Source organism: Pyxidicoccus sp. MSG2, assembly GCF_026626705.1.
Lineage (GTDB): Bacteria > Myxococcota > Myxococcia > Myxococcales > Myxococcaceae > Myxococcus.
In genome coordinates this window covers 9,811,642-9,832,965 of record NZ_JAPNKC010000001.1, presented here as the reverse complement: position 1 = coordinate 9,832,965, position 21,324 = coordinate 9,811,642, and the positions used below count along the sequence as shown (strand labels likewise).

7 protein-coding genes are annotated in these 21,324 nt (G+C 72.7%); 1 reads left to right on the top strand and 6 read right to left on the bottom strand.

Going from position 1 to position 21,324, the window contains the following annotated elements; translation table 11 throughout:
* Nucleotides 1-2 precede the first annotated feature (2 nt).
* Genes OV427_RS38490 through speB form a run of 6 tightly spaced genes read right to left on the bottom strand, consistent with a single transcriptional unit; the run spans nt 3 to nt 19,781 of the window.
* Nucleotides 3-896, bottom strand: coding sequence for a prephenate dehydrogenase dimerization domain-containing protein (locus tag OV427_RS38490; protein ID WP_267861211.1), 894 nt, complete (start codon nt 894-896; stop codon nt 3-5).
* Nucleotides 893-1,657: an SDR family oxidoreductase gene (locus OV427_RS38485; protein WP_267861210.1), complete on the bottom strand. Its 765-nt coding sequence runs from the start codon at nt 1,655-1,657 to the stop codon at nt 893-895. Before OV427_RS38485 ends, OV427_RS38490 begins: the two co-directional genes overlap by 4 nt.
* Nucleotides 1,654-6,018, bottom strand: a complete 4,365-nt coding sequence (locus OV427_RS38480) for a beta-ketoacyl synthase N-terminal-like domain-containing protein (protein WP_267861209.1) — start codon at nt 6,016-6,018, stop codon at nt 1,654-1,656. Before OV427_RS38480 ends, OV427_RS38485 begins: the two co-directional genes overlap by 4 nt.
* Before the next feature lie 23 nt (nt 6,019-6,041).
* Nucleotides 6,042-17,651: a non-ribosomal peptide synthetase gene (locus OV427_RS38475; protein WP_267861208.1), complete on the bottom strand. Its 11,610-nt coding sequence runs from the start codon at nt 17,649-17,651 to the stop codon at nt 6,042-6,044.
* A 57-nt stretch (nt 17,652-17,708) separates the two neighbouring features.
* On the bottom strand, nt 17,709-18,833 hold the full coding sequence (locus OV427_RS38470) for a methyltransferase domain-containing protein (RefSeq protein WP_267861207.1): 1,125 nt from the start codon (nt 18,831-18,833) through the stop codon (nt 17,709-17,711).
* A gap of 18 nt (nt 18,834-18,851) precedes the next feature.
* The gene (gene speB, locus OV427_RS38465; RefSeq protein WP_267861206.1) at nt 18,852-19,781 is read right to left on the bottom strand and encodes an agmatinase; all 930 of its coding nucleotides are present in this window, start codon (nt 19,779-19,781) and stop codon (nt 18,852-18,854) included.
* Nucleotides 19,782-19,910: 129 nt separating this feature from the next.
* On the opposite strand from speB, the gene OV427_RS38460 reads away from it, so the two are divergent.
* On the top strand, nt 19,911-21,263 hold the full coding sequence (locus tag OV427_RS38460; RefSeq protein WP_267861205.1) for an MATE family efflux transporter: 1,353 nt from the start codon (nt 19,911-19,913) through the stop codon (nt 21,261-21,263).
* The last annotated feature ends 61 nt before the right edge of the window (nt 21,264-21,324 follow it).

The window sequence follows — 21,324 nt, the reverse complement described above, 5'->3', positions numbered from 1 at the left end:
GCTCACACCTTGCGGAAGAGTTCGGCGCACAGCGCGGCGAACGCTTCCGCCTGGCCTCCCAGGGCCTGCCGGCAATCCCCGAGCAGGCCCCGCCAGGCCTCCGCGTCGCCGCTGCCGGTGACGTCCACCACTCGCCCGACGCCGTCCTGGAGCGCCTGCCGCGCCTCGGCGGCGAACGGGTTGGAGTGCTGGATTTCCCAGTAGACCTCCGGGTTGCCCGTGGCCAGCCGCGCCAGTGCCGCCAGCATCAACCGGTGCGGCGGCGTGGTGACGTGGCGCAGCTCGTCCACCTGGAAGCCCAGTCCGTGCAGCGCCGCGCCGAACGACACGAGCGCCGCGTGCGTGGCCACCTGGATGGCGGCCATGGCGCGGTCATGGCCCTCGGGTGAGAGGACGGTGACGCGCGAGCCCCACTTCTCCACCAGCGCCAGGAAGGCCTCGGTCCGGGGGCCGCGGCGCGAGGACACCGCCGCCACGTTCTGCCCGGCGAAGCCCACGGAGGGACCGAACAGCGGGTTGAGGCCCAGGTGCTCGACGTCTCCCCTCGCGGCGGCCACCCGCGCGGCAATCCCGCTCTTGATGGAGAGCGTGTCCACGAACAGCGCCCCGGGCCGCAGCGGGGGCAGCACGGCGCCAAGCGCACGGAGCGCCACGTCCTCGTGGAGGCTGGCCAGCACCACGCCGGCCCCGGCGAGCGCGCCGAGCACCGCGGCGGACGGCGCCGTCGCGTCTCCGGAGAGGTAGCTCGTCAGAGAGGCCGGCTCGGCCGCCTCCGGGGCCAGGTCCACTCCCGTCACCCGCAGGCCCTCGGACTGGAGGAGCCGCGCCAGCGTCCGACCGAACGCACCGTTGGCGCCCAGCAGGACGACGTCCGCGAGCAGGGCCTCGCCGCTCATGCGCGCAGCCCGCCGTCCAGCTCCAGGCAGCTTCCGTTGAAGTACTCGCACTCGACGATGAAGCGCACGGCCGAGAAGACTTCTTCGGGCTCGCCCAGGCGCTTCATCGGAATCTTCGCCAGCCATTGCTCCATCGTCTCGGGCTTCATCGCCTCGAGGATGGGCGTCTTGAAGAAGCCCGGGGCAATGGCGGCCGCGCGGATGCCGTACGGGGCGAGCTCCTCCGCCCATACGCGCGCGTCCGCGACGACGCCGGCCTTCGCGGCCGAGTAGTTCGACTGCCCCGGCACGCCCGCGCGGGAGATGGACGAAACGTTGATGATGATGCCCGGCTGCACCTTCTTCTCAATCATCTGGGCCGCCACCTCGCGGGCCAGCAGATAGGGCCCGGTGAGGTCCGTGTCGATGACCACCTGCCACTGGGCCCGCGGCATCTTCAGCACCCGGCCATTGCGGTCCACCTTCACCAGCACGCCGTCGCGGTAGATGCCCGCGTTGTTCACCAGGCCGTTGAGGGAGCCGAACTCCTCGCTCGCGCGCTTCACCGCGCCGACGACCTCCTCCTCGCGCGTCACGTCCGCCCGGAGGGTGAGCAGCGGGCCCGGCAGCCCGCGCGCCTCGTCCTGGAGCACGGCCAGCCCCGCCTCGTTCATGTCCAGAGCGGCCACCCGCGCGCCCTCGCGGCACAGCCCCAGGGCAATGGCGCGCCCCAGCCCGCTGGCCGCCCCCGTCACCAGGCACCTCAGCTCGTTCAGCTTCATGTGTCTCGAACCTCGACTTCTCGTGGGTTTGCGTTCTCCCGCTCCAGCTCGTCGAGGATGAGCTCCTCGACGACGAGCGCGAGCCGGGCGGCGGTAGGCGCATCGTAGAGCCTGCGCAACGGCACCTCGACTCCGAACAGGGCCTTGAGCCGCGCGGCGATTCGCGTGGCGAGCAGCGAGTGGCCGCCGAGCTCGAAGAAGTCGTCGTCCACGCCGATGCGCTCGACGCCCAGCAGCTCCTGCCAGAGCTCGATGATGTGCTGCTCGGTCTCGTTCTCCGCCGCCTTGTAGGGCGTCTGGAGCCGAGGACGCGCATGGCGGGCAGACTCCCCCGCCGCCTCGGGCCGCCGCAGGCGCAGGCGCTTCAGTGGAGGCTCGGTGGCCACGAGCACCCGGGAGGGAGCTCCGCCCGCCAGGATGCGTCGCGAGGCACGCACGCCTTCCACATGGGTCAGCGGCCGGACGCCCGAGGCCCGGCGCGGCGCATCCCCCGCCTCCTCCCACAAGTCCCAGGCCACCACCGTCCAGGCCGTGTCACCGTGACGGCTGCCCTCATGGGCGAGCGCCTCGGCGAAGGCGGCCTCGGCGACGGGCGAGGCCTGCCCCAGCGCCCCCACCGCCGTCGCGAGCGACGACTGGAGCCAGCAGCGGCGCGGCGCCTCGTCCCGCACCACCGCCTCCAGCTCGCGCAGAAAGGAGAGCCGCTCCAGCGCCCGCGAGCCTTCCGGCCGCGTGGCCAGGGTCTCCAGCGCACACGGCTCCGGCGACGCGTACGCCAGCGGGTCCAGCACCAGCCCGTCGACCGGACCGAAGCGCTCCCTCGCCGCGCGAAGGGCGGTCCGCACGCCCTCGGCGGTGGGGGACACCTCCACCCGGAAGACTGTCGCGCCCGCTACCTCCAGGGCGCGGACCGCCTCCGGCTCCGCAGGCCCCGCCACCACGAGGCGCGCGCCGGGCAGCCCCGCGAGCGCCTCCGCGAAGGCGTGCAGCGGCCCGGACAGCGGCCCCACCACCACGCTGGCGCTTCCCTCCGGCGGCGCGTCCGTCTCGGGACGGAAGGCGGCGAAGTCCTCCACCCAGCGCTGCGCGCCTCGGAGCGCGACGGCCCGGTGCTCGGGGACGGCGAGGATTTCCGCCGCCACCCGGGCCGCCGTCGCGTCCGCCCTCGCACCGCGCCACGCCTCGAGCGTCACGTCGAGGGTGCGGCAGCTCACGCCCGAGTGCTCCAGCGGGAGGACGCGCGCCAGCCCGAGCGCCGTGGCCCGGGCCGGCTCCAGCGGCTCCTCGGACGTGACGGCATGGAGCCGCTCCGTCAGCACGTCCACGTGCAGGGCCCGGCCGCGAGGGGCCCGCGCCAGGTGGACGAGGCTGGCGAAGGCGGGGGCACTCCGCTCGCCGCCCACGCCCCAGGCGTGGACCACCGTGCCGGGCTCCAGGCCGGACAGGGCGTCCCAGAGGGCTCGGTGGTCCTCCGCGCTGTCGCGGCGGAGCTGGTACGCGGACTCGCTCCGCTGCTCGAAGCGCGCTCCGGTGGACACCTGGATGACGCGGCAGCCCCGCCGCTCCAGGTGCCGGACCACGCGCGCACCGGGCCCGTCCTCGTCCGCGAAGACGACGATGGGCGCCCGGGCGCGGGCGGAGTCAGGCGCCGGGGACGGCAGCTCGCGCCACGCCGGGACGTACAGGCCGTCCGGCGAGCGGGCCGCTCCGGGCGCGTGAGATTCCTGTGCGGAGGCCGCACGCTCAACCCAGCAGCGCTGGCGCTCGAAGGGATACGCCGGCAGCGGCACGCGGTGCCGGCGCTCACCCTCGCGGTACGCCCGCCAGTCGATGACCGCGCCGGCCAGCCACAGGCGCCCGAGCGGCTCGAGCAGCGACGCCGCGTCCTCCGCTTCCGCCTCGCGGCGCAGCGATGCCACGGGGGGACGCCTCGCATCGAAGCCCGGCTGCAGTCGCGCGAGCGTCCCGAGCGCGCGGCCCGGCCCCACCTCCAGCAAGACGGGCCGCTCGCGAAGGAGCGTTTCGAGCCCCTCGGAGAAGCGCACGCTCTCACGCAGGTGCCGCACGTAGTAGTCCGGGTCCATCGCCTCCGCGTCGGAAATCCACGTCCCGGTGACGTTGGAGACATACGGGAGAGAGGGGGCGCTCAGCCGCACCTGCCGCATCCGCGTGGCGAAGGCCGCCAGCGCCGGCTCCATCATCGTCGAGTGGAACGCATGCGAGGTGCGCAGCCGCTTGCACCCCACGCCGCGCTCCCCCAGCCGCGCCTCCAGCGCCGCGATGGCCTCTTCCTCTCCGGAAGCGACGGACAGCGCCGGGGCGTTGCTGGCCGCCAGGGACAGCGCGTCCCCCAGGAGCGGGCGAAGCTGCTCCGCCGGCAGCTCCACCGCGAGCATCGCCCCTCGGGGAAGGTCCTGCACCAGCCGCCCGCGCGCGGCCACCAGCGCCAGCGCGTCCTCGAAGGAGAACACGCCCGCCACGCATGCGGCGACGAGCTCACCGATGCTGTGGCCCAGCATGCCCCCGGGCTGGACGCCCCACGCCATCCACTGGCGGGCCAGCGCGTACTCCACCAGGAAGAGCGCCGGCTGCGCGAGCCACGTCTCCTGGAGCCGCTGCGCCGCGCCCTCCGCCAGGTCCGCCGGGGGGTACAACACCGTGCGCAGGTCCAGGCCGCGCAGGTGGGGGCGCAGCAGCGCCGCGCCCTCGTCCACCACCCGCCGGAAGACGGGCGCGCCGTCGTACTCGGCGCGGCCCATGCCCGGGTGCTGACTGCCCTGTCCCGGGAAGAGGAAGAACACGGGCCGCGCCTCCTCCTCCGCATGGCCGCTCCACACGCGCGACGTGTCCCGGGCCTTCAGCGCGGCGGTCACCTCGGAGGCATTGCGGCCGCTCACCGCGCGGCGGTACGGAAAGGCGCGCCGGCCGGCCTGGAGCGTGTGACAGACGTCCGCGAACGGCACCTCCGGGTGGGCCTCCAGATGCGCGGCGAGCCGCTCGGTCGCGACCTCCAGCGCCTCCGGGCTTCGCGCGGACAGCACCACCAGGTCCGCCGGGCGGGGCGGCGAGCCCTGCTTCCGCGCGGGAGCCTCTTCGAGCACCACGTGCGCGTTCGTCCCGCCGATGCCGAGCGAGCTGACCGCGGCCCGGCGCACGCCCGGCACGGTCCACGGCTGGAGCGCGCGGTTCACATAGAAGGGGCTGCGCGCGAAGTCCATGCGCGGGTTCGGCTGCTCGAAGTGCAGCGTGGGCGGCAGCTCCCGGTGCTGGAGCGCGAGCACGGCCTTGATGAAGCCGGCCACGCCCGCCGCCGCGTCCAGGTGGCCGATGTTCGTCTTGAGCGAGCCCAGCGCGCACCGGCCCGGCTCACCGGCCCCGTAGGCGCGCACGAGCGCCTTGAACTCGACGGGGTCGCCCAGCGCCGTCCCCGTGCCGTGCGCCTCGATGAAGGAGACGCTCTCCGGTGGGACTTCCGCCAGCGACAGTGCGGCGCGAATCACCTCCGCCTGTCCCTCGACGCCCGGCGCGGTGAAGCCAATCTTCCCCGAGCCATCGTTGTTGATGGCCGAGCCCTTCACCACCGCGAGGATGGAGTCGCCATCGTCCAGCGCGTCCTGCAGGCGCTTGAGCAGCACGACGCCCAGGCCGTTGCCACCCACCGTGCCCGCGGCCTTCGCATCGAACGCGCGGCAGTGACCGTCCGGGGACTGGATGCCCTCCGGCTGGAACAGGTAGCCGGACTTCTGCGGCAGGCTCAGGCCCACGCCTCCCGCCAGGGCCATGTCGCACTCGCCGTTGAGCAGCGACTGGCAGGCGAGGTGGATGGCGACGAGCGACGTCGAGCACGCCGTCTGGACGGAGAGCGCGGGCCCGCGGAGGTTCAGCTTGTAGGCCACGCGCGAGGCCAGGTAGTCCTTCTCGTTGCCGAGCGAGAGCTGGTGCGCCTCCGCCGGGTCCTCCGGCACGCGACCGTTCCAGAGGTGGAGGAGCAGGTAGAGGTTCATCCCCGCCCCGGCGAACACGCCGATGGGCCGCTCGTAGCGAGACGGGTCATACCCGCCGTTCTCCAGCGCCTCCCACGCGCACTCGAGGAACAAGCGCTGCTGCGGGTCCAGCGTCTCCGCCTCGCGCGGGTTGTAGCCGAAGAAGTGCGCGTCGAAGTCCTCGGCGCCCTCCAGCACACCGAAGGCCTTCACGTAGTCCGGATGCGACAGCAGCGACTCGGGGACGCCGGCCGCCCGCGCGTCGTCCTCGCTGAAGAACGAGATGGACTCCACGCCCGCGCGCAGGTTCCGCCAGAAGGTGGCGATGTCTGGCGCGCCGGGAAACCGCCCCGCCATGCCGATGACGGCGACCTCCATCCCCGTGCTTTCGTCACTCCCGCTCACGAGCCACCCCGCCGGCGCCGCTCCAGCCGCTTCTCCATGCGCGCCTTGCCGTCGCGCCGCTCGTCCTCGCGGTCGGGGCCCGTGGCCGCCTCGCCGCCATCCGTGCCCAGATACGCGGCCAGGGCGCGGATGGTCGGGTAGGTGAAGAGGTCCGTCAGCTGCACCTTGTCACCCCACGTCTCACGCAGCTTGCTCACGACACGGATGGCCCGCAGCGAGTCGCCGCCCGCGTCGAAGAAGTTCTCGTCCACGCTCACGCCGTGGCCCAGCGCCTCGCTCCACACGTCGGCGAGGAGCTGCTCGAAGCGCGTGGAGGGCGCCGCCCCCGGCGCCGCTGCGCCTCCCTTCGTCGGACGGGGCAGCGCGCGGCGGTCCAGCTTCCCGTTCTCCGTGAGCGGCAGGGCGCCGAGCACCATGAACGTCGAGGGCACCATGTACTCCGGCAGCCGGCCTTGCAGGTGCGCGCGCAGCTCCGACGGCGACGGGCCCGGCGGAGGAGCGACGACGTAGCCCACCAACTGCGTCTCGCCGTGCTCGTCCTTGAGCGCCACCACCGCCGCCTGCCCCACTCCCGGGTGCCCCCCCAGCTCCGCCTCTATCTCTCCCAGCTCTATCCGGAAGCCCCTCACCTTCACCTGCTGGTCCATCCGCCCCAGGTACTCCAGTTCCCCGTCCTCCCTCACCCTCGCCAAATCTCCCGTCCGGTACAGCCTCGCCCCCTCCTGCCCTCCGTACGGGTCCGGGATGAAGCGCTGTGCCGTCAGCTCCGGCCTCTTCAGGTACCCGCGCGTCACTCCCGCTCCGCCCACGTACAACTCTCCCGCCACTCCCCTCGGCACCGGCTCCAGCCTCCCGTCCAGCACGTACAGCGACAGGTCCCCTATCGCCTCTCCAATCACGCTGCTCGCAGACTTCGCGTCCTTCTCCTCCATCACCCGGTACGTCACGTGCACCGTCGTCTCGGTGATGCCGTACATGTTCACCAGCCGCGGCACCTGGTCCCCGTGCCTCTCGAACCACGGCTTCAAGCTCACCGGGTCCAGCGCCTCCCCGCCGAAAATCACCGTGCGCAGCGACAGCTCCTCGTCCACTCCCGTCCCCAGCGTCTCCTCCAGCGCCACCAACTGCCGGAACGCTGACGGCGTCTGGTTCAGCACCGTCACCTTCTCCTGCTGCAGCAGCCGGTAGAACTCCCACGGCGAGCGGCTCACCAGGTACGGCACCACCACCACCGTGCCCCCGTACAGCAGCGCCCCCCACACCTCCCACACCGAGAAGTCGAATGCGTACGAGTGGAACAACGTCCACACGTCCTTCTCTCCAAACCCGAACCACTCTTCCGTCGCCTCGAACAGCCTCACCACCTGCCGGTGCTCCACCACCGTCCCCTTCGGCTGCCCCGTGCTCCCCGACGTGTAGATGACGTACGCGGCCGCTCCGCTCGTCATCTCCACCTGCGGGTTGTCCTCTCGGCCTGACTCCACCGTCGGCGCCACCACCTCCACCTCCGCTCCCTCCAGCCGTCCCGCCAGCGCCTGCTGCGCCACCACCACTCGCACCCCGGCGTCCTTCGCCATGTACCGGCTGCGCTCCGCCGGATACACCGGGTCCAACGGCAGGTACGCGCCTCCCGCTTTCAGAATCCCCAACAGCCCCACCACCAGCTCCAGCGAGCGCTCCGCCAGCAGGCCCACCACTTCTTCCGGGCCCACTCCCTTCTGCCTCAGCACGTGCGCCAGCCGGTTGGCTCGCCGGTTCAGCTCCCCGTACGTCAGCTTCTCCTTCCCCAGCTTCACCGCCACCGCTTCAGGCCTCGCCTCCGCCTGCGCCTCGAACCACCCGTGCAGGAGCCTCTCGGCGGGGAAGTGGCGCGGCATGGTGCGCCGCACCAGGGCGCCGCGCTCCTCTGCCGGGAGGATGCCCACGTCGCGCAGCGGGGCATCCATCTTCCGCACCAGCTCCTCGAGGGCGGTGCGCAGGTGGCCCATCATCCGGCCGATGACCGCGTCGTCGAAGCGCGCGGTGTCGTAGACCAGCTCCAGCTTCAGCCCCGGGGAGGGGCGCACGAAGAGCGTGAGCGGGTACTCGTTGTGCTCCGCCATCTGGACATCGCGCGTGCTGAAGCCGCCCGCGCCGGCCAGCAGCGCCGGGTCCATGGGGTAGTTCTCCACCGCGACGATGCTCTCGAAGAGCGGCGTGCGGCGCGGCAGCCCGCTCCACGCCTGGACCTGCAGGAGGGAGGTGTGCTCGTGGCGCTGCCGCTCGGCGTGCGCCTGGAGGAGCCCTGTCAGCCACGCTCCCACGCGCATGTCCCCGGGGAGGCGGACGCGAACGGGAAGCGTGTTGATGAAGAGGCCCAGCATCGACTCGACACCCGCGAGCGGCGCCGAGCGGCCGGAGAACGTCGCGCCGAACACCACGTCCTCCTCACCCGTGTACCGGTGGAGCAGCAGGGCCCACGCCCCCTGCACCACCGCGGACAGCGTCAGCCGGTTGCGGCGGACCGCCTCCTGGAGCGCCGTGGACAGCTCCTCGGAGAGCACGTGCTCGCGTACGCGGTAGACCTTCTCTTCCTCCGTGGCGCGCGGCGCCTGGTCCACGGCCAGCGGCGTGGGCGTGTGGAAGCCCCGCAGCGACTGCTTCCAGTACGCCTCGTCCGCGGACGCGTCCCGCGAGGCGAGCCAGGCGATGAAGTCGCGGTACGGACGGCCGGCGTCGAGGCTCGGAGCGCCTTGCCCACGCGAGAGCGCCGCGTACGTGTCGAGCAGCTCGCGGAACAGCAGCGCCATGCACCAGCCATCCAGGAGGATGTGGTGCTGGGACCAGACGAACCGGTGCCGCGAGGGCCCCAGCCGGAAGAGCGACAGCCGCATCGCCGGAGGCTGCGCCAGGTTGAAGCCCTGCTCCCGATCCGCGCGGAGGAACCCCTCCAGCCGCCCAGCCTGGACCTCGGGCGCGAGCGCGCTCCAGTCCTCCCGGGCCACGTCGAGGCGCACCTGCCGGTGGACGGCCTGCACCGGGTCCGCCACGCCCTCCCAGACGAAGGACGTCCGGAGGATGGGGTTGCGCTCCAGCACGTGCCGCCACGCGCCCTCGAACGCCGCCACGTCCAGCGCGCCGTCCAGGACGCAGTGGAACTGCTCCACGTAGGCGCCCGACTTCGGCTCCAGCAGCGTGCGGAACAACATGCCCACCTGCATGGGCGCCAGCGGATAGACGTCCTCCAGCTCCGGCCGCGCGGCGAGCAGCCGCTCCCGCACCTCGTTGGCGGCGGGAGGGAGCGCCAGCGCACCCACGGCGGGCGCAGCCTCGCGGTCGATGAGCGCGGCCAGCTCGGCGACACACTGGTGGTGGAAGAGCTGCCGCACCTCGAAGGGCAGGCCCGCGCTCCGGGCGCGCGACGCCACCTGGACGGCGAGGATGGAGTCACCGCCCAGCTCGAAGAAGTTGTCCCGGACACCCACCCGGTCCAGCTCCAGCACTCCGGCGATGAGCGCGGCGAGCTTCTTCTCCGTCGCGGTGCCCGGCGCCTCGTAGCCGGAGTCCAGCTCCGGCCGCATCCGGTCCGGCGCGGGCAGGGCCCGCCGGTCAATCTTCCCCGCCGCCGAGCGCGGGAGCGCGTCCAGCACGACGAACGCGTGGGGAACCATGTACTCCGGCAATGAGGAGAGCAGGTGGCGGCGCAGCTCGGCCGGACCCGGCGCGGGTTCCGAGGCCGCGACGACGTAGGACACCAGCCTCCGCTCCTTCGCCCGGTCCTCGCGCAGGACCACCGCCGCCTCGCGTACGCCCGCATGGGCGCGGAGGACGGACTCGATTTCACCCGGCTCGATGCGGAAGCCGCGGACCTTCATCTGGTCGTCCGCGCGGCCGATGAACTCCACCTGTCCGTCCGCGAGCCGGCGGCCCAGGTCCCCCGTGCGGTAGAGCCGCGCGCCGTCCTGGGAGAACGGTGAGGCCACGAATCGCTCCGCGGTCAGCTCCGGGCTGTTGAGGTACCCGAGCGCCAGCGTCGCACCCTCGACGTACAGCTCGCCCACCATGCCTACGGGCAGCGGCTCCAGGTGGCGGTCCAGGACGTGGACCTTCGCGTTCGCCACCGGGTGACCAATGGGCGTGCGGGTGGCGCCGCGCGGGACGACGGCCACCGCGGCGTCCACTGTGGACTCGGTGGGGCCATAGGCATTGACCAGCGTCGCACCCAGCCGCGCGTGGAACCGCTCGGCCAGCTCCAGCGAGAGGGCCTCGCCGCCGGAGAACACCAGTCGCAGGGCCGGGGCCTCCGCGAGCGCCGGAACCTCCAGCAGCAGCGTCAGCAGCGAGGGCACCGCCTCCAGCACCGTCACGCCCCGCGCGGCGATGACCTGCGCGAGGGCCTCGGGGCCCACCGCGTCGGGCGGCGCCATCACCACGCGGCCGCCGCTCGTCAGCGGCGCCAGCAACTCCGCCACCGAGACGTCGAAGCCCGGCGATGCGTAGGCGAGCATCCGGTCCTCCGGCGACAGCCGGAACTCGGAGCGGAGCCACTGGAGGTAGTTGGTGAGGGAGCGGTGCCCCACGAGGACGCCCTTGGGCGTGCCCGTCGAGCCGGACGTGAAGAGGATGTACGCCGGCTGTTCCAGGCCGACGCACGGCAGCGGCGTGAAGCCGAGCGGGCGCGGCTCGTCCACGAAGACGAGCGGGGCCACGCCTTCCAGCCGCGGCGCCAGCGCCCGCTGCGTCACGAGCACCTTCAGCCCCGCGTCCGCGCCCAGCAGCGCCAGGCGCTCACGCGGCTGCGTCGGCTCGAACGGGACGTACACGCCTCCCGCTCGCAGGACGGCGAGGAACGCGATGACCCGCTCCTGCGAGCGCTCGCACACCACGCCCACGCGCTCACCGAGCCTCACGCCCCCATTCACCAGCGCCCGTGCGAGCGACTCCACGCTCCCCGCGAGCTGCCCGTACGTGAGCGACGTGTCCTCCAGGACGACGGCGACCGCGTCCGGCTGCTGCTGCGCGTGCTCGAAGAACAGCTCGTGCGCGCAGGCCTCGCGGATCGGCAGCACCGGGCCCGCGGCCCGCGCCAGGAGTCCCTCGCGCTCGGCCGGAGCCAGCAGCGGGAGGCGCGAGACGGGACGGTCCGGCTCCGCCACCAGCCCCTCCAGCAGCATGCGGAAGTGCGCCATCATCCGCTGCACCGTCTCGCCGTCGAACAGGTCCGTGGCGTACTCGGCGACGCCGGCCAGCCCCCCGTCCTTCGCGTCGAGGGTGAGCGACAGGTCGAAGTGGGCCGCGCCCCGCTGCAGCGGCACCAGGGCGGTGTGCAGGCCCGGCAGCTCCGGCGGCAGCACCGGCTCCTCGTTGAGGTCGAACATCACCTGGAACAGCGGCGTGCGGCTCAGGCTGCGCTCCGGCCGGAGCGCGTCCACCAGCTTCTCGAAGGGCAGGTGCTGGTGGTCCAGCGCGCCCAGCACCTCCTCGCGCGTGCGCCGCAGCAGCTCGCGGAAGGAGGGGTCCTCCGCGAGCCGGCCACGCAGGACGAGCGTGTTGGCGAAGAAGCCGATGAGGTCCTGCGCCTCCCCGTGCGTGCGGCCCGCGACGGGCATGCCCACCACCACGTCGTCCTGCCGCGAGTAGCGGTGCAGCAGCACCTGGAACGCGGCGAGCCCGGCCATGAAGAGGGTTGCCTCCTCACCCCGGCACAGCGCCTTGAGCCCGGAGACGAGCGGCGCCGGCAGCGCGAAGGCCACCTCCGCGCCGCGGTAGCTCTGCACGGCCGGACGCGGCCGGTCCGTCGGCAGCTCCAGCAGCGGGGGCGCGCCGTCCAGGCGCGAGCGGAAGTGCTCCAGGGCCGGCGCGAGCGCCTCGTCCGTCAGCGCCTTGCGCTGCCAGGCGGCGAAGTCGGCGTACTGGATGGGCGGCGGCGCCAGTGGCGGCGCGCCCCCGGTGGCCAGGGCCTGGTAGTGAGAGGCCAGCTCGCGCAGGAGCAGGCCCACGGACCAGCCGTCGGAGACCACGTGGTGCATCACCGCCACCAGCAGGTGGTCCTCTGGCGACACCCGCATCAGCGTCAGTCGCGTCAGCGGGCCGCGCTCCAGGTCGAACGGGCGCTCCGCCTCCGCGCGGGCGAGCCGCGACAGCTCCGCCTCGCGCCCGGAGGCGGGGATGTGCGTCAGGTCGAGCCGGGTGAGCGGAATCTCCAGAGCGGACTCCACGAACTGCACCGCCCGGCCATCCACGGCCGCCAGCCGCGTGCGCAGCGACTCGTGCCGGCGGACGATGGCCGCGAAGGCTCCCTCCAGCGCTGCCACGTCCAGAGCCCCGGTGAGCCGGAGCGCGCCCGGACAGTGGTACGAGCTGTTGGACGGCTCCAACTGGTGCAGGAACCAGAGGCGCTCCTGCGCGAAGGTGAGCGGCGCGCCGCCGTCGTGCGGCACTGGCACCAGCGGCACCACCGGGGCCCGCGGCTGGACGTCCCCGAGCGCCCGGGACACGCCGGCCACGGTGGGCGCCTCGAACAGACGGCTCACGGGGAACTCGACGCCGAACGTGTCCCGGATGGCAGCGACGACGCGCGTGGCGAGCAGGGAATGTCCGCCGAGCTGGAAGAAGTCGTCGTGGATGCCCACCTCGGTGCGGAGCACCGTCTGGAAGATGCCGCACAGGCGAGTCTCGACGTCATCGCGCGGCGGCGTGCGCTCGGACGCGTCCGTCACCTCCGGCCGCGGCGCGGGCAGCGCGCGGCGGTCCAGCTTCCCGTTTTCCGTGAGCGGCAGGGCCTTCAGCATCATGAAGGCCGAGGGCACCATGTACTCCGGCAGCCGGCCCTGCAGGTGCGCACGCAGCTCCGCGGGCGTCACCGGATGGCGCGGCACCACGTAGCCCACGAGCCGGGCCTCGCCGTGCTCGTCCTTGAGCGCCACCACCGCCGCCTGCCCCACCCCCGGGTGCCCTCCCAGCTCCGCCTCAATCTCTCCCAGCTCTATCCGGAAGCCCCTCACCTTCACCTGCTGGTCCATCCGCCCCAGGTACTCCAGCTCCCCGTCCTCCCTCACACGCGCCAAATCTCCCGTCCGGTACAGCCTCGCACCCTCCTGCCCTCCGTACGGGTCCGGGATGAAGCGCTGCGCCGTCAGCTCCGGCCTCTTCAAGTAACCCCGCGTCACTCCCGCACCACCCACGTACAGCTCCCCCGCCACTCCCCTCGGCACCGGCTCCAGCCGCCCGTCCAGCACGTACAGCGACAAATCTCCTATCGCCTCCCCAATCACGCTGCTCGCCGACTTCGCGTCCTTCTCCCCCATCACCCGGTACGTCACGTGCACCGTCGTCTCGGTGATGCCGTACATGTTCACCAGCCGCGGCACCTGGTCCCCGTGCCTCTCGAACCACGGCTTCAGGCTCACCGGGTCCAACGCTTCCCCGCCGAAAATCACCGTGCGCAGCGACAACTCCTCGTCCACCCCCGTCCCCAGCGTCTCCTCCAGCGCCACCAACTGCCGGAACGCTGACGGCGTCTGGTTCAGCACCGTCACCTTCTCCTGCTGCAGCAGCCGGTAGAACTCCCACGGCGAGCGGCTCACCAGGTACGGCACCACCACCACCGTGCCCCCGTACAGCAACGCTCCCCACACCTCCCACACCGAGAAGTCGAACGCGTACGAGTGGAACAACGTCCACACGTCCTTCTCTCCAAACCCGAACCACTCCTCCGTCGCCTCGAACAGCCTCACCACCTGCCGGTGCTCCACCACCGTCCCCTTCGGCTGCCCCGTGCTCCCCGACGTGTAGATGACGTACGCGGCCGCTCCGCTCGTCATCTCCACCTGCGGGTTGTCCTCTCGGCCTGACTCCACCGTCGGCGCCACCACCTCCACCTCCGCTCCCTCCAGCCGTCCCGCCAGCGCCTGCTGCGCCACCACCACTCGCACCCCGGCGTCCTTCGCCATGTACCGGCTTCGCTCCGCCGGATACACCGGGTCCAACGGCAGGTACGCTCCTCCCGCCTTCAGAATCCCCAACAGCCCCACCACCAGCTCCAGCGAGCGCTCCGCCAGCAGTCCCACCACTTCCTCGGGGCCCACTCCCTTCTGCCTCAGCACGTGCGCCAGCCGGTTCGCTCGCCGATTCAGCTCCCCGTACGTCAGCTTCTCCTTCCCCAGCTTCACCGCCACTGCTTCAGGCCTCGCCTCCGCCTGCTTCTCGAACCACCCGTGCAGGCAGCGGCCGGACGACGTCACCTTCACGGGGGCCATGCGGGCCGGCACGCGGCGCTCATCCTCCGTGAGCAGGGAGACTCGCGAGACGCGCAGCTCCGGCTCCCGGGCCACCAGGTCGAACGCCTGCTCCAGCCGCCGCGCCATGCGCCGCACCGTCGCGGCGTCGAACAGGTCCGCGTCGTACTGGAGCCAGCCGCCGAGCCCGTCCTCCGTCTCCGCCAACAGGAGCATCAGGTCGAACTGCGTGGTGCGCGGCGGCAGCTCGACGGAGGAGAGGCGCAGCCCGCCCACCTCCAGCCGTCCGCCCGCGACGCCCGACGCGAAGGGCGCGAGGCCCTCCAGCGGCGCGCGCTGCAGCGAGAACATCGTCTGCACCAGCGGAGCCCGCCCCGCCTCACGCCCACGACCCAGGCGCTCCACCAACTGCGTGAAGGGCACGTCCGAGTGCTCCAGCGCGCCGAGCATCCGGGCCCGCGCGCGGCGCACCACCTCCTCCAGGGACGGGTCCCCGCCCAGGTCGGTGAGGATGACCACGGGGTTGACGAGGTAGGCCACCGCGTCCATCACCTCGGCGCCGTTGCGGCCGGCGGCCGGGCAGCCCACCAGCATCCGCTCCTGGCCCGAGTGCCGCGCCAGGAACACCTGGTAGCCAGCGAGCAGCGCCACGTGCAGCGTCGTGGACTCCCGCGCCGCCAGCGCCCGGAGCCGCTCGACGGTGGAGCGCTCCACGCGGAGGCGCTCCGCGCCCCCTCGGAACGTCGTCACCGCGGGCCTCGGCCGGTCCGCCGGCAGCGCCAACGGCTCGAACCCTCCCGAAAGCTCCTTCTCCCAGAAGGCCCACTGTCCGGCCGCGCGCCCTTCGCGCCGCTCGTCGTGGAGGCGCACCGCGGCCAGGTCCGAGCCCGCCGGCGGCAGCGCCGCGCCCTGCCCCACCGCAGCGGCATAGGCCGCCGCCAGCTCGCGCAGCAGCACCGCCATGGACCAGAAGTCCGTCACCAGGTGGTGCATCACCAGCAGCACCACCCGCTCCCCGCCACCGCGCAGGTACAGCGATGCGCGCAGCAGCGGTCCCCGCTCCAGGTCGATGGGCCGCTCGATGTCCCGCCGCAGCAGGTCCAGGAACGCCGCCTCGTCGAGCCCCGCCGCGTCCGTCTCCGGCAGCGCCACGGGCACGTGGGCCAGGACGCGCTGGCGGGGCTCCCCGGCACGCGCAACGAAGGTCGAGCGCAGCCCGTCGTGGCGGTCCACCAGCGTCTGCAGCGCCTGCTGGAGCGCCATCACGTCGAGCGCCCCCTCGATGCGCGCCGCGCCCGCCACGTTGTACGCGGCGGCGGTGGGAGCCATCTGCTGGAGGAACCACAGGCCCGCCTGGCCCGGCGTGAGCGGGGCCTCGGTCAGCGCGGCCGGCCTCGGGCGCGCGGCGGCCTCCGGACGCGAGGACGCCTGCTCGCGGATGGAGTTCAGGCTGGCGCCCTGGAGCAGGCGCGCCAGCGGCACGTCGATGCCGAAGGAGGCCTCCAGCTCGTTGCGCAGCTCCAGCGCGAGCAGCGAGTCCAGGCCGTAGCGGAGCAGCGGCTCATCCGGCCGCAGCGCCGACGGCGCAAGCCCGAGCCGGCGTGCCACCGCGGCATGGACCGGGTCCACCGCGTCATCCTCTGTGACACCCGGCTCCGTGCCCTGCCCGCCGTCCTTCCACGCCGCCAGCACCTCCAGCTCGCCCGAGACGAAGAGCTGCTTGCAGGCGCGGCGCTGCACCTTGCCGCTGGACGTCTTGGGCACCACACCGGGAGCGGTGAGGACCACCGCGTGCGGGCGAACTTCGTGCTCGCCCGCGAGGCGCTCGACGATGCTTGCGAGGATTTCCTCCGGCTCGCCACGGCCCGGGGACATCTCCTGCACGACGACCAGCCGCTCCTCGCCGTCCACGTCCACGGAGAAGGCCGCGACACCACCGGGGCGAAGCGCCGGGTGGCTGCGCTCGGTGGTCAGCTCGAGGTCCTGCGGGTAGTGGTTGCGACCGCGCAGGATGACGAGGTCCTTCATCCGGCCGGTGATGTACAGCTCCCCGTCCCGCACGAAGCCCAGGTCCCCGGTGCGCAGGTAGGGCCCATCCCCGTCCGCGGTGCGCACGCCGAACGTGGCGGCGGACTCCTCCGGGCGGTTCCAGTAGCCACCGGCGACGTGGGCGCCCGACGCCCAGACCTCGCCCACCCGGCCGTCCGGGCAGCGCACGCGGGACTCCGGGTCGACAATGGCAAGCCGCTCCTCGAGCAGCGCCCCGCCACAGCCCACCAGCGCGTGGCCCTCCGCCTGGTCCACGGCGGTGCCTCGGGCGAGCGTGTCGCGGTCCACGTGCAGGACGCGAGGCGGCGCCTCCTTCGCGCCGCCGGACACGATGAGGCTGGCCTCGGCCAGGCCGTAGCAGGGATAGAAGGCGTCGCGGCGGAAGCCGCACGAGGCGAAGGCGGCGGAGAACCGGTCCAGGGTGTCCGCGCGCACGGGCTCCGCGCCGGAGAACGCCACGTCCCAGCTGCTCAAATCCAGCGTGGCCTTCTCCGCCTCGCTCACCTTCCGGACACACAGCTCGTAGGCGAAGTTGGGCCCACCGCTCGTGGTTCCCCGGAAGCGGGAGATGGCCTCCAGCCAGCGCAGCGGCCGCTGCATGAACGTCAGCGGAGACATCAGCACGCCGCGCGCGCCCAGGTGGATGGGCTGCAGCACGTTACCGATGAGCCCCATGTCGTGGTACAGCGGCAGCCAACCCACCACGACGCTGTGCGCATCGAGCCCGAAGCCGGCCTGGATCATCTCCTCATTGGCCAGCAGATTCCCGTGCGACAGCATCACGCCCTTGGGCGCGGACGTGGAGCCGGACGTGTACTGGAGGAACGCGAGTGAGTCGGCGCCGACGTCCGGCGTCTTCCAGCCAGACTCGCGGCCCGGCGCGACGAGCGACTCGTAGGCCAGCCAGCGCAGGTGCCCCAGCCCCGGTGCGAGCCCGGCGAGCCCCTCGGCCATCTCCGCGATGAACGCGGTGGTGAGCGCCACGGTGGCGCCCGCGTCCTTCACGATGACCTCCAGGCGCGGCAGCGTGCGGTGGAGGCGCGAGGGGTCTGGCGGATAGGCGGGAACCGCGATGGCCCCCGCGTAGAGGCAGCCCCAGAAGGCGGCGATGTACTCGAGGCCCGGCGGGTACAGCAGCAGGACGCGCTCCCCCGGCCGGACGTACTCGCTCAGCGAGACGGCGATGGCCCGAGCCTGACGGTCCAGCTCCAGGTACGTGATTCCCTGCTCGTCCCCTTCCCCGTCCCCGAGGAACGTGAAGGCGGGAAGGGTGGCCTGCGTGGAAGCGCGCAGGCGCAGCAACTCGACCAACGTCGCGGCCGACCGGGGGTGTCCGGGCATGGGAATCCTCTCGAATGTCGTGTCACGTTGGGAGCGGAGCGTCCGCCCCGGTGTGGCTCAGGGCAGCTTCCGGAGCGTGAAGCTCCACACCCGGTGCGTCGTCTGGATGGCCCGCTCCATGCCCTGCCAGTACGGCAGGTCCAGCCATCGCTCCTCGAGCAGCTCCATCCGCGCCTCGGCGAAGAGGTGCTTCCACTCCGAGGGGGTGAGCCAGTCCGCGGGGTCCTCGACGCCCCGGTACAGGAGCGGCCCGTAGCTCACGAAGAGTCCGTCCGGCTCCAGCACGCGGCGCAGCTCTTCCAGCAGCGCGCGGGCCGGCACGCAGTCCGTGAAGTGGACCGAGATGGCCGCCGAGAGCGAGCCGTCCGCCACGGGCAGGTGCAGCGCATCCGCCACCGCCAGGCTCCGCGCGTCCATCCGGGCCGCGGCCTCCTGCGTCAGCTTCGCCTCGATGGGCGTGGCGACGGTGTCGCCTCCGAGCTGCGGGTAGTTCAGCTCCCACAGGTGCAGCGGGCCCCGGAGGAGCCGGTGGTACCAGTCCACGTAGGCCAGGCAGAGGTCGACACCGAACGTGGCCTCGAAGTGGCCGGACAGCTCGTGCACGAAGCGGCCCGTGCCGGCGCCCAGCAGCGCGGCGGTGCCCCGACGGCGGGCATGCTTCTCCACGGAGCGCACCAGCTCGCCACGAATGGCGGCAATCTGCTTCTCACCGTCCGGGGTTCCGCCCCAGTCCGCGCGGAGGAAGCCCGTCATCGCCGGGCCCCACGACTCGCCGAACGGAAGGCCCGGAGCCTGGGGCGGGGGATCCGCCGCGAGCCGGATGAGCGACGCGGTGTCCGCATACGCGGCCAGCCCGAAGAGCTGCTCGCTCGCCAGCTCCAGGTCCGCCGTCAGCGCGCGCCGAGCCTGCTCCATGGCGCTCTTGCGGAAGGGCTGCTCCTGCTCGAGCTGCTCCCCGCGCGCCAGGAGCATCTGCAGTCCCCCGACGTAGCGCGCGAGCGCCACCGCGTTGCGAGCGATGTACGCCCCCGGGTCCGGGACGAGCACGGGCACCGTGCCCAGGCGGGGGAAGCGGTCCCCGCAGCCATCGCAGGTGAAGGCAGCTTCCTCACCCGAGAGGGCTCCCTTGCAGTTGGGGCAGCGCCAGGCGGGGTGGTGGGCGTGGACGGCGGCGGAAGACATGCGGAGGAGACTCCGGGCTCAGGGAAGGAGGGCGACGGCTTCGAGCAGCAGCTGCGCGGCGAGGAGCGACGTGACGTCGGACTGGTCCAGCGCGGGAAGGACCTCGACCACGTCCATGCCCACCAGGCGGCAGCCGGCCAGCGAGCGGACGAGGCGGAGCGCCTCACGCGAGGAAAGTCCTCCGGCCACGGGCGTCCCCGTCCCCGGCGCGAAGGCAGGGTCCACCGCGTCGATGTCGAACGTGAGGTAGACCGGATGCTGGCCGAGGCGCTCGCGCACCTCCGCGAGGATGGCCGGGATGCCCCGGTCCTCCACGTCCTCGATGCGGTACTCGGTGGCACCGTGCTCGCGGATGAGGTCGGGGTCCCCCGAGTGCCGGATGCCAATCTGGTGGAGCTGTCCCCGGGCGATGAGCCCCTCCGCGAGCGCATGGCGGATGGTGGTGCCGTGATGTCGCTCTTCACCCAGCATCATGCCGCCCTCGGCCATGTCGGAGTGCGCATCCACATGGACCAGGGCAATGGGCCCGTGCTTGCGCGCCACCGCGCGCAGCACCGGCAGCGTCACCGAGTGGTCTCCGCCCACCACGAAGGGCGTCGCGCCGCTGGTGACGATTCGCGTTACCTCGGCCTCCACGGCGGCGCGCATCCCCTCCGCGCTGAGCAGCGGCAGGGGCACGTTCCCACCGTCGAGCGCCCGCGCCAGGGCTCCGCCCTCAGGTGATGCGTGCGACAGCCGTCCCAGCTCCACCGAAGCGCTCGCGCGGCGCACGTGGTACGGCGCGAAGCGGGCTCCGGGCTGATAGGTCGTCCCGCCATCGTAGGTGACGCCGATGAAGACCGCGGAAGCGCCCTCATACACGGCCTCGCCGCGTGTGAAGTCCGCGAGGGGGAGCCTCAGGAAGGGAATCTGTCCGTGCCGCAGGTACTCGCCGAGGGTCTGTTGCATGGTGCCGACCCAATAACATACAAGTCCGAGCACTCCACACCGTCGATGACGGGCGCGCCTCCGGAGCAGGCGGGCGTCGCGCACCCGCCTCCGCATGCTGGCGCAGCGCAGGAAATTCCCGGCCCCTTCGTGACTCCAGCAACGCAAGACAGCGGCTTCACCTGGGAGCAGCGGCCGTGGCGCGAGCTGGTGCGACTCGCGGTGCCAACGGCGCTCTCCTCCCTGTCCTACAGCCTGATGACGCTGATGGACACGCTGTTCGTCTCGCGGCTCGGCGCGGACTCGCTCGCGGGCGTCGCGTTGGGAGGGACGGCGTCCTTCGTCCTGCTCTCCTTCTGGTTCGGTGCGTTCCGCGCCACCAAGACGCTGGTGGCCCAGGCGCGAGGCGCGGGCCGGGAGCACGACGCCTCCACACAGGCCGGCCTGGGCGTCCTCACGGCGCTCCTCGCGGGCGTGGCGAGCATCCTGCTGGGACATGGCGTGGCGTCGCTGCTGCCGCGCCTCTCTGGCTCGGTCGAGGCGGGCCAGCACGCGGCGCAGTACCTGCGCACCGTGTCATTCGGTGCGCCCATGGTGCTGCTCACCGTCGCGCTCGGAGAGGTGCGCCTGGGCTCGGGTGATGCCGTGACGCCGTTGCGCGCGGCCTTCGTGGGCAACGCGCTCAACCTCATCCTCGCCTGGCTGCTCATCTTCCGAGCCGGACTGGGCGTGACGGGCGCGGCGCTCGCCACGGTCATCGCCAACACCGTCGAGACAGCCTGGCTGGCCCGGGTGCAGGCGCGCGCCGGACTGGCGTTCCGCGCCCTGCGCCGCGAGCACTTCTCCCAGTTCCTGCGCCTGGGGCTGCCCAGCGGCGTGCAGGCCCTCCTGGAGCTGGGCGCCTATGGGCTGATGGCGGCGATGATTGCCCCCCTGGGCGCGGCGCCCCTGGCCGCGCACCAGTTGGTGTCCCAGTTGCTGCGCTTCCTCGGGCTGCCGGTGATTGCCATCGCCGAGTCCGCCGCGGTGATGGCGGGACAGGCCGTGGGCGCGGGCCGGCTGGCCCTGGTCCGCCGCGTGACGTCCCGCGCATTCGCACTCACCGGCACCATTACCCTGGGCGTCGCGCTCACGCTCGCGCTGGGCAGCTCCGCGCTGGCAGCGGCCGCCTCGAACGACGTGCCCGTCCGCGAGCTCGCGTTCCAGTTGCTCTGGCTGGGCGCCGCCGTGCAGGTGGCGGGGGGCGCCAACGCCGTCGCCACCGGCGTGCTGCGCGGCACCGGTGATGCCACCGTCCCCGCCCTCAGCGGCATCGTCACCGCATGGCTCGGTGCGCCGTTGCTGATGTGGCTGCTCGGCTACCGGCTGGGCTGGGGCGTCGCGGGCGGATGGCTCGGGCTGCTCATCGAAAACGTCGCATGCGCATCGTTCCTGGGCTTCCGCCTCTGGAGCGGAGGCTGGCGGCGCGCACCCACCCGGGTCACAAGCGCACCTGCCGCGTGAAACAAAGACACACTGCGTTCGAATCGCAGGCCGCGTGAATGCGCGTCACGTGAATCCGGTT

Bases quoted from the DNA above. Each gene is read 5' to 3' on its own strand.
- speB (WP_267861206.1), bottom strand. From the start codon at position 19,781: ATGCAACAGACCCTCGGCGAGTACCTGCGGCACGGACAGATTCCCTTC.
- OV427_RS38480 (WP_267861209.1), bottom strand. From the start codon at position 6,018: ATGGAGGTCGCCGTCATCGGCATGGCGGGGCGGTTTCCCGGCGCGCCA.
- OV427_RS38470 (WP_267861207.1), bottom strand. From the start codon at position 18,833: ATGTCTTCCGCCGCCGTCCACGCCCACCACCCCGCCTGGCGCTGCCCC.
- OV427_RS38485 (WP_267861210.1), bottom strand. From the start codon at position 1,657: ATGAAGCTGAACGAGCTGAGGTGCCTGGTGACGGGGGCGGCCAGCGGG.
- OV427_RS38490 (WP_267861211.1), bottom strand. From the start codon at position 896: ATGAGCGGCGAGGCCCTGCTCGCGGACGTCGTCCTGCTGGGCGCCAAC.
- OV427_RS38475 (WP_267861208.1), bottom strand. From the start codon at position 17,651: ATGCCCGGACACCCCCGGTCGGCCGCGACGTTGGTCGAGTTGCTGCGC.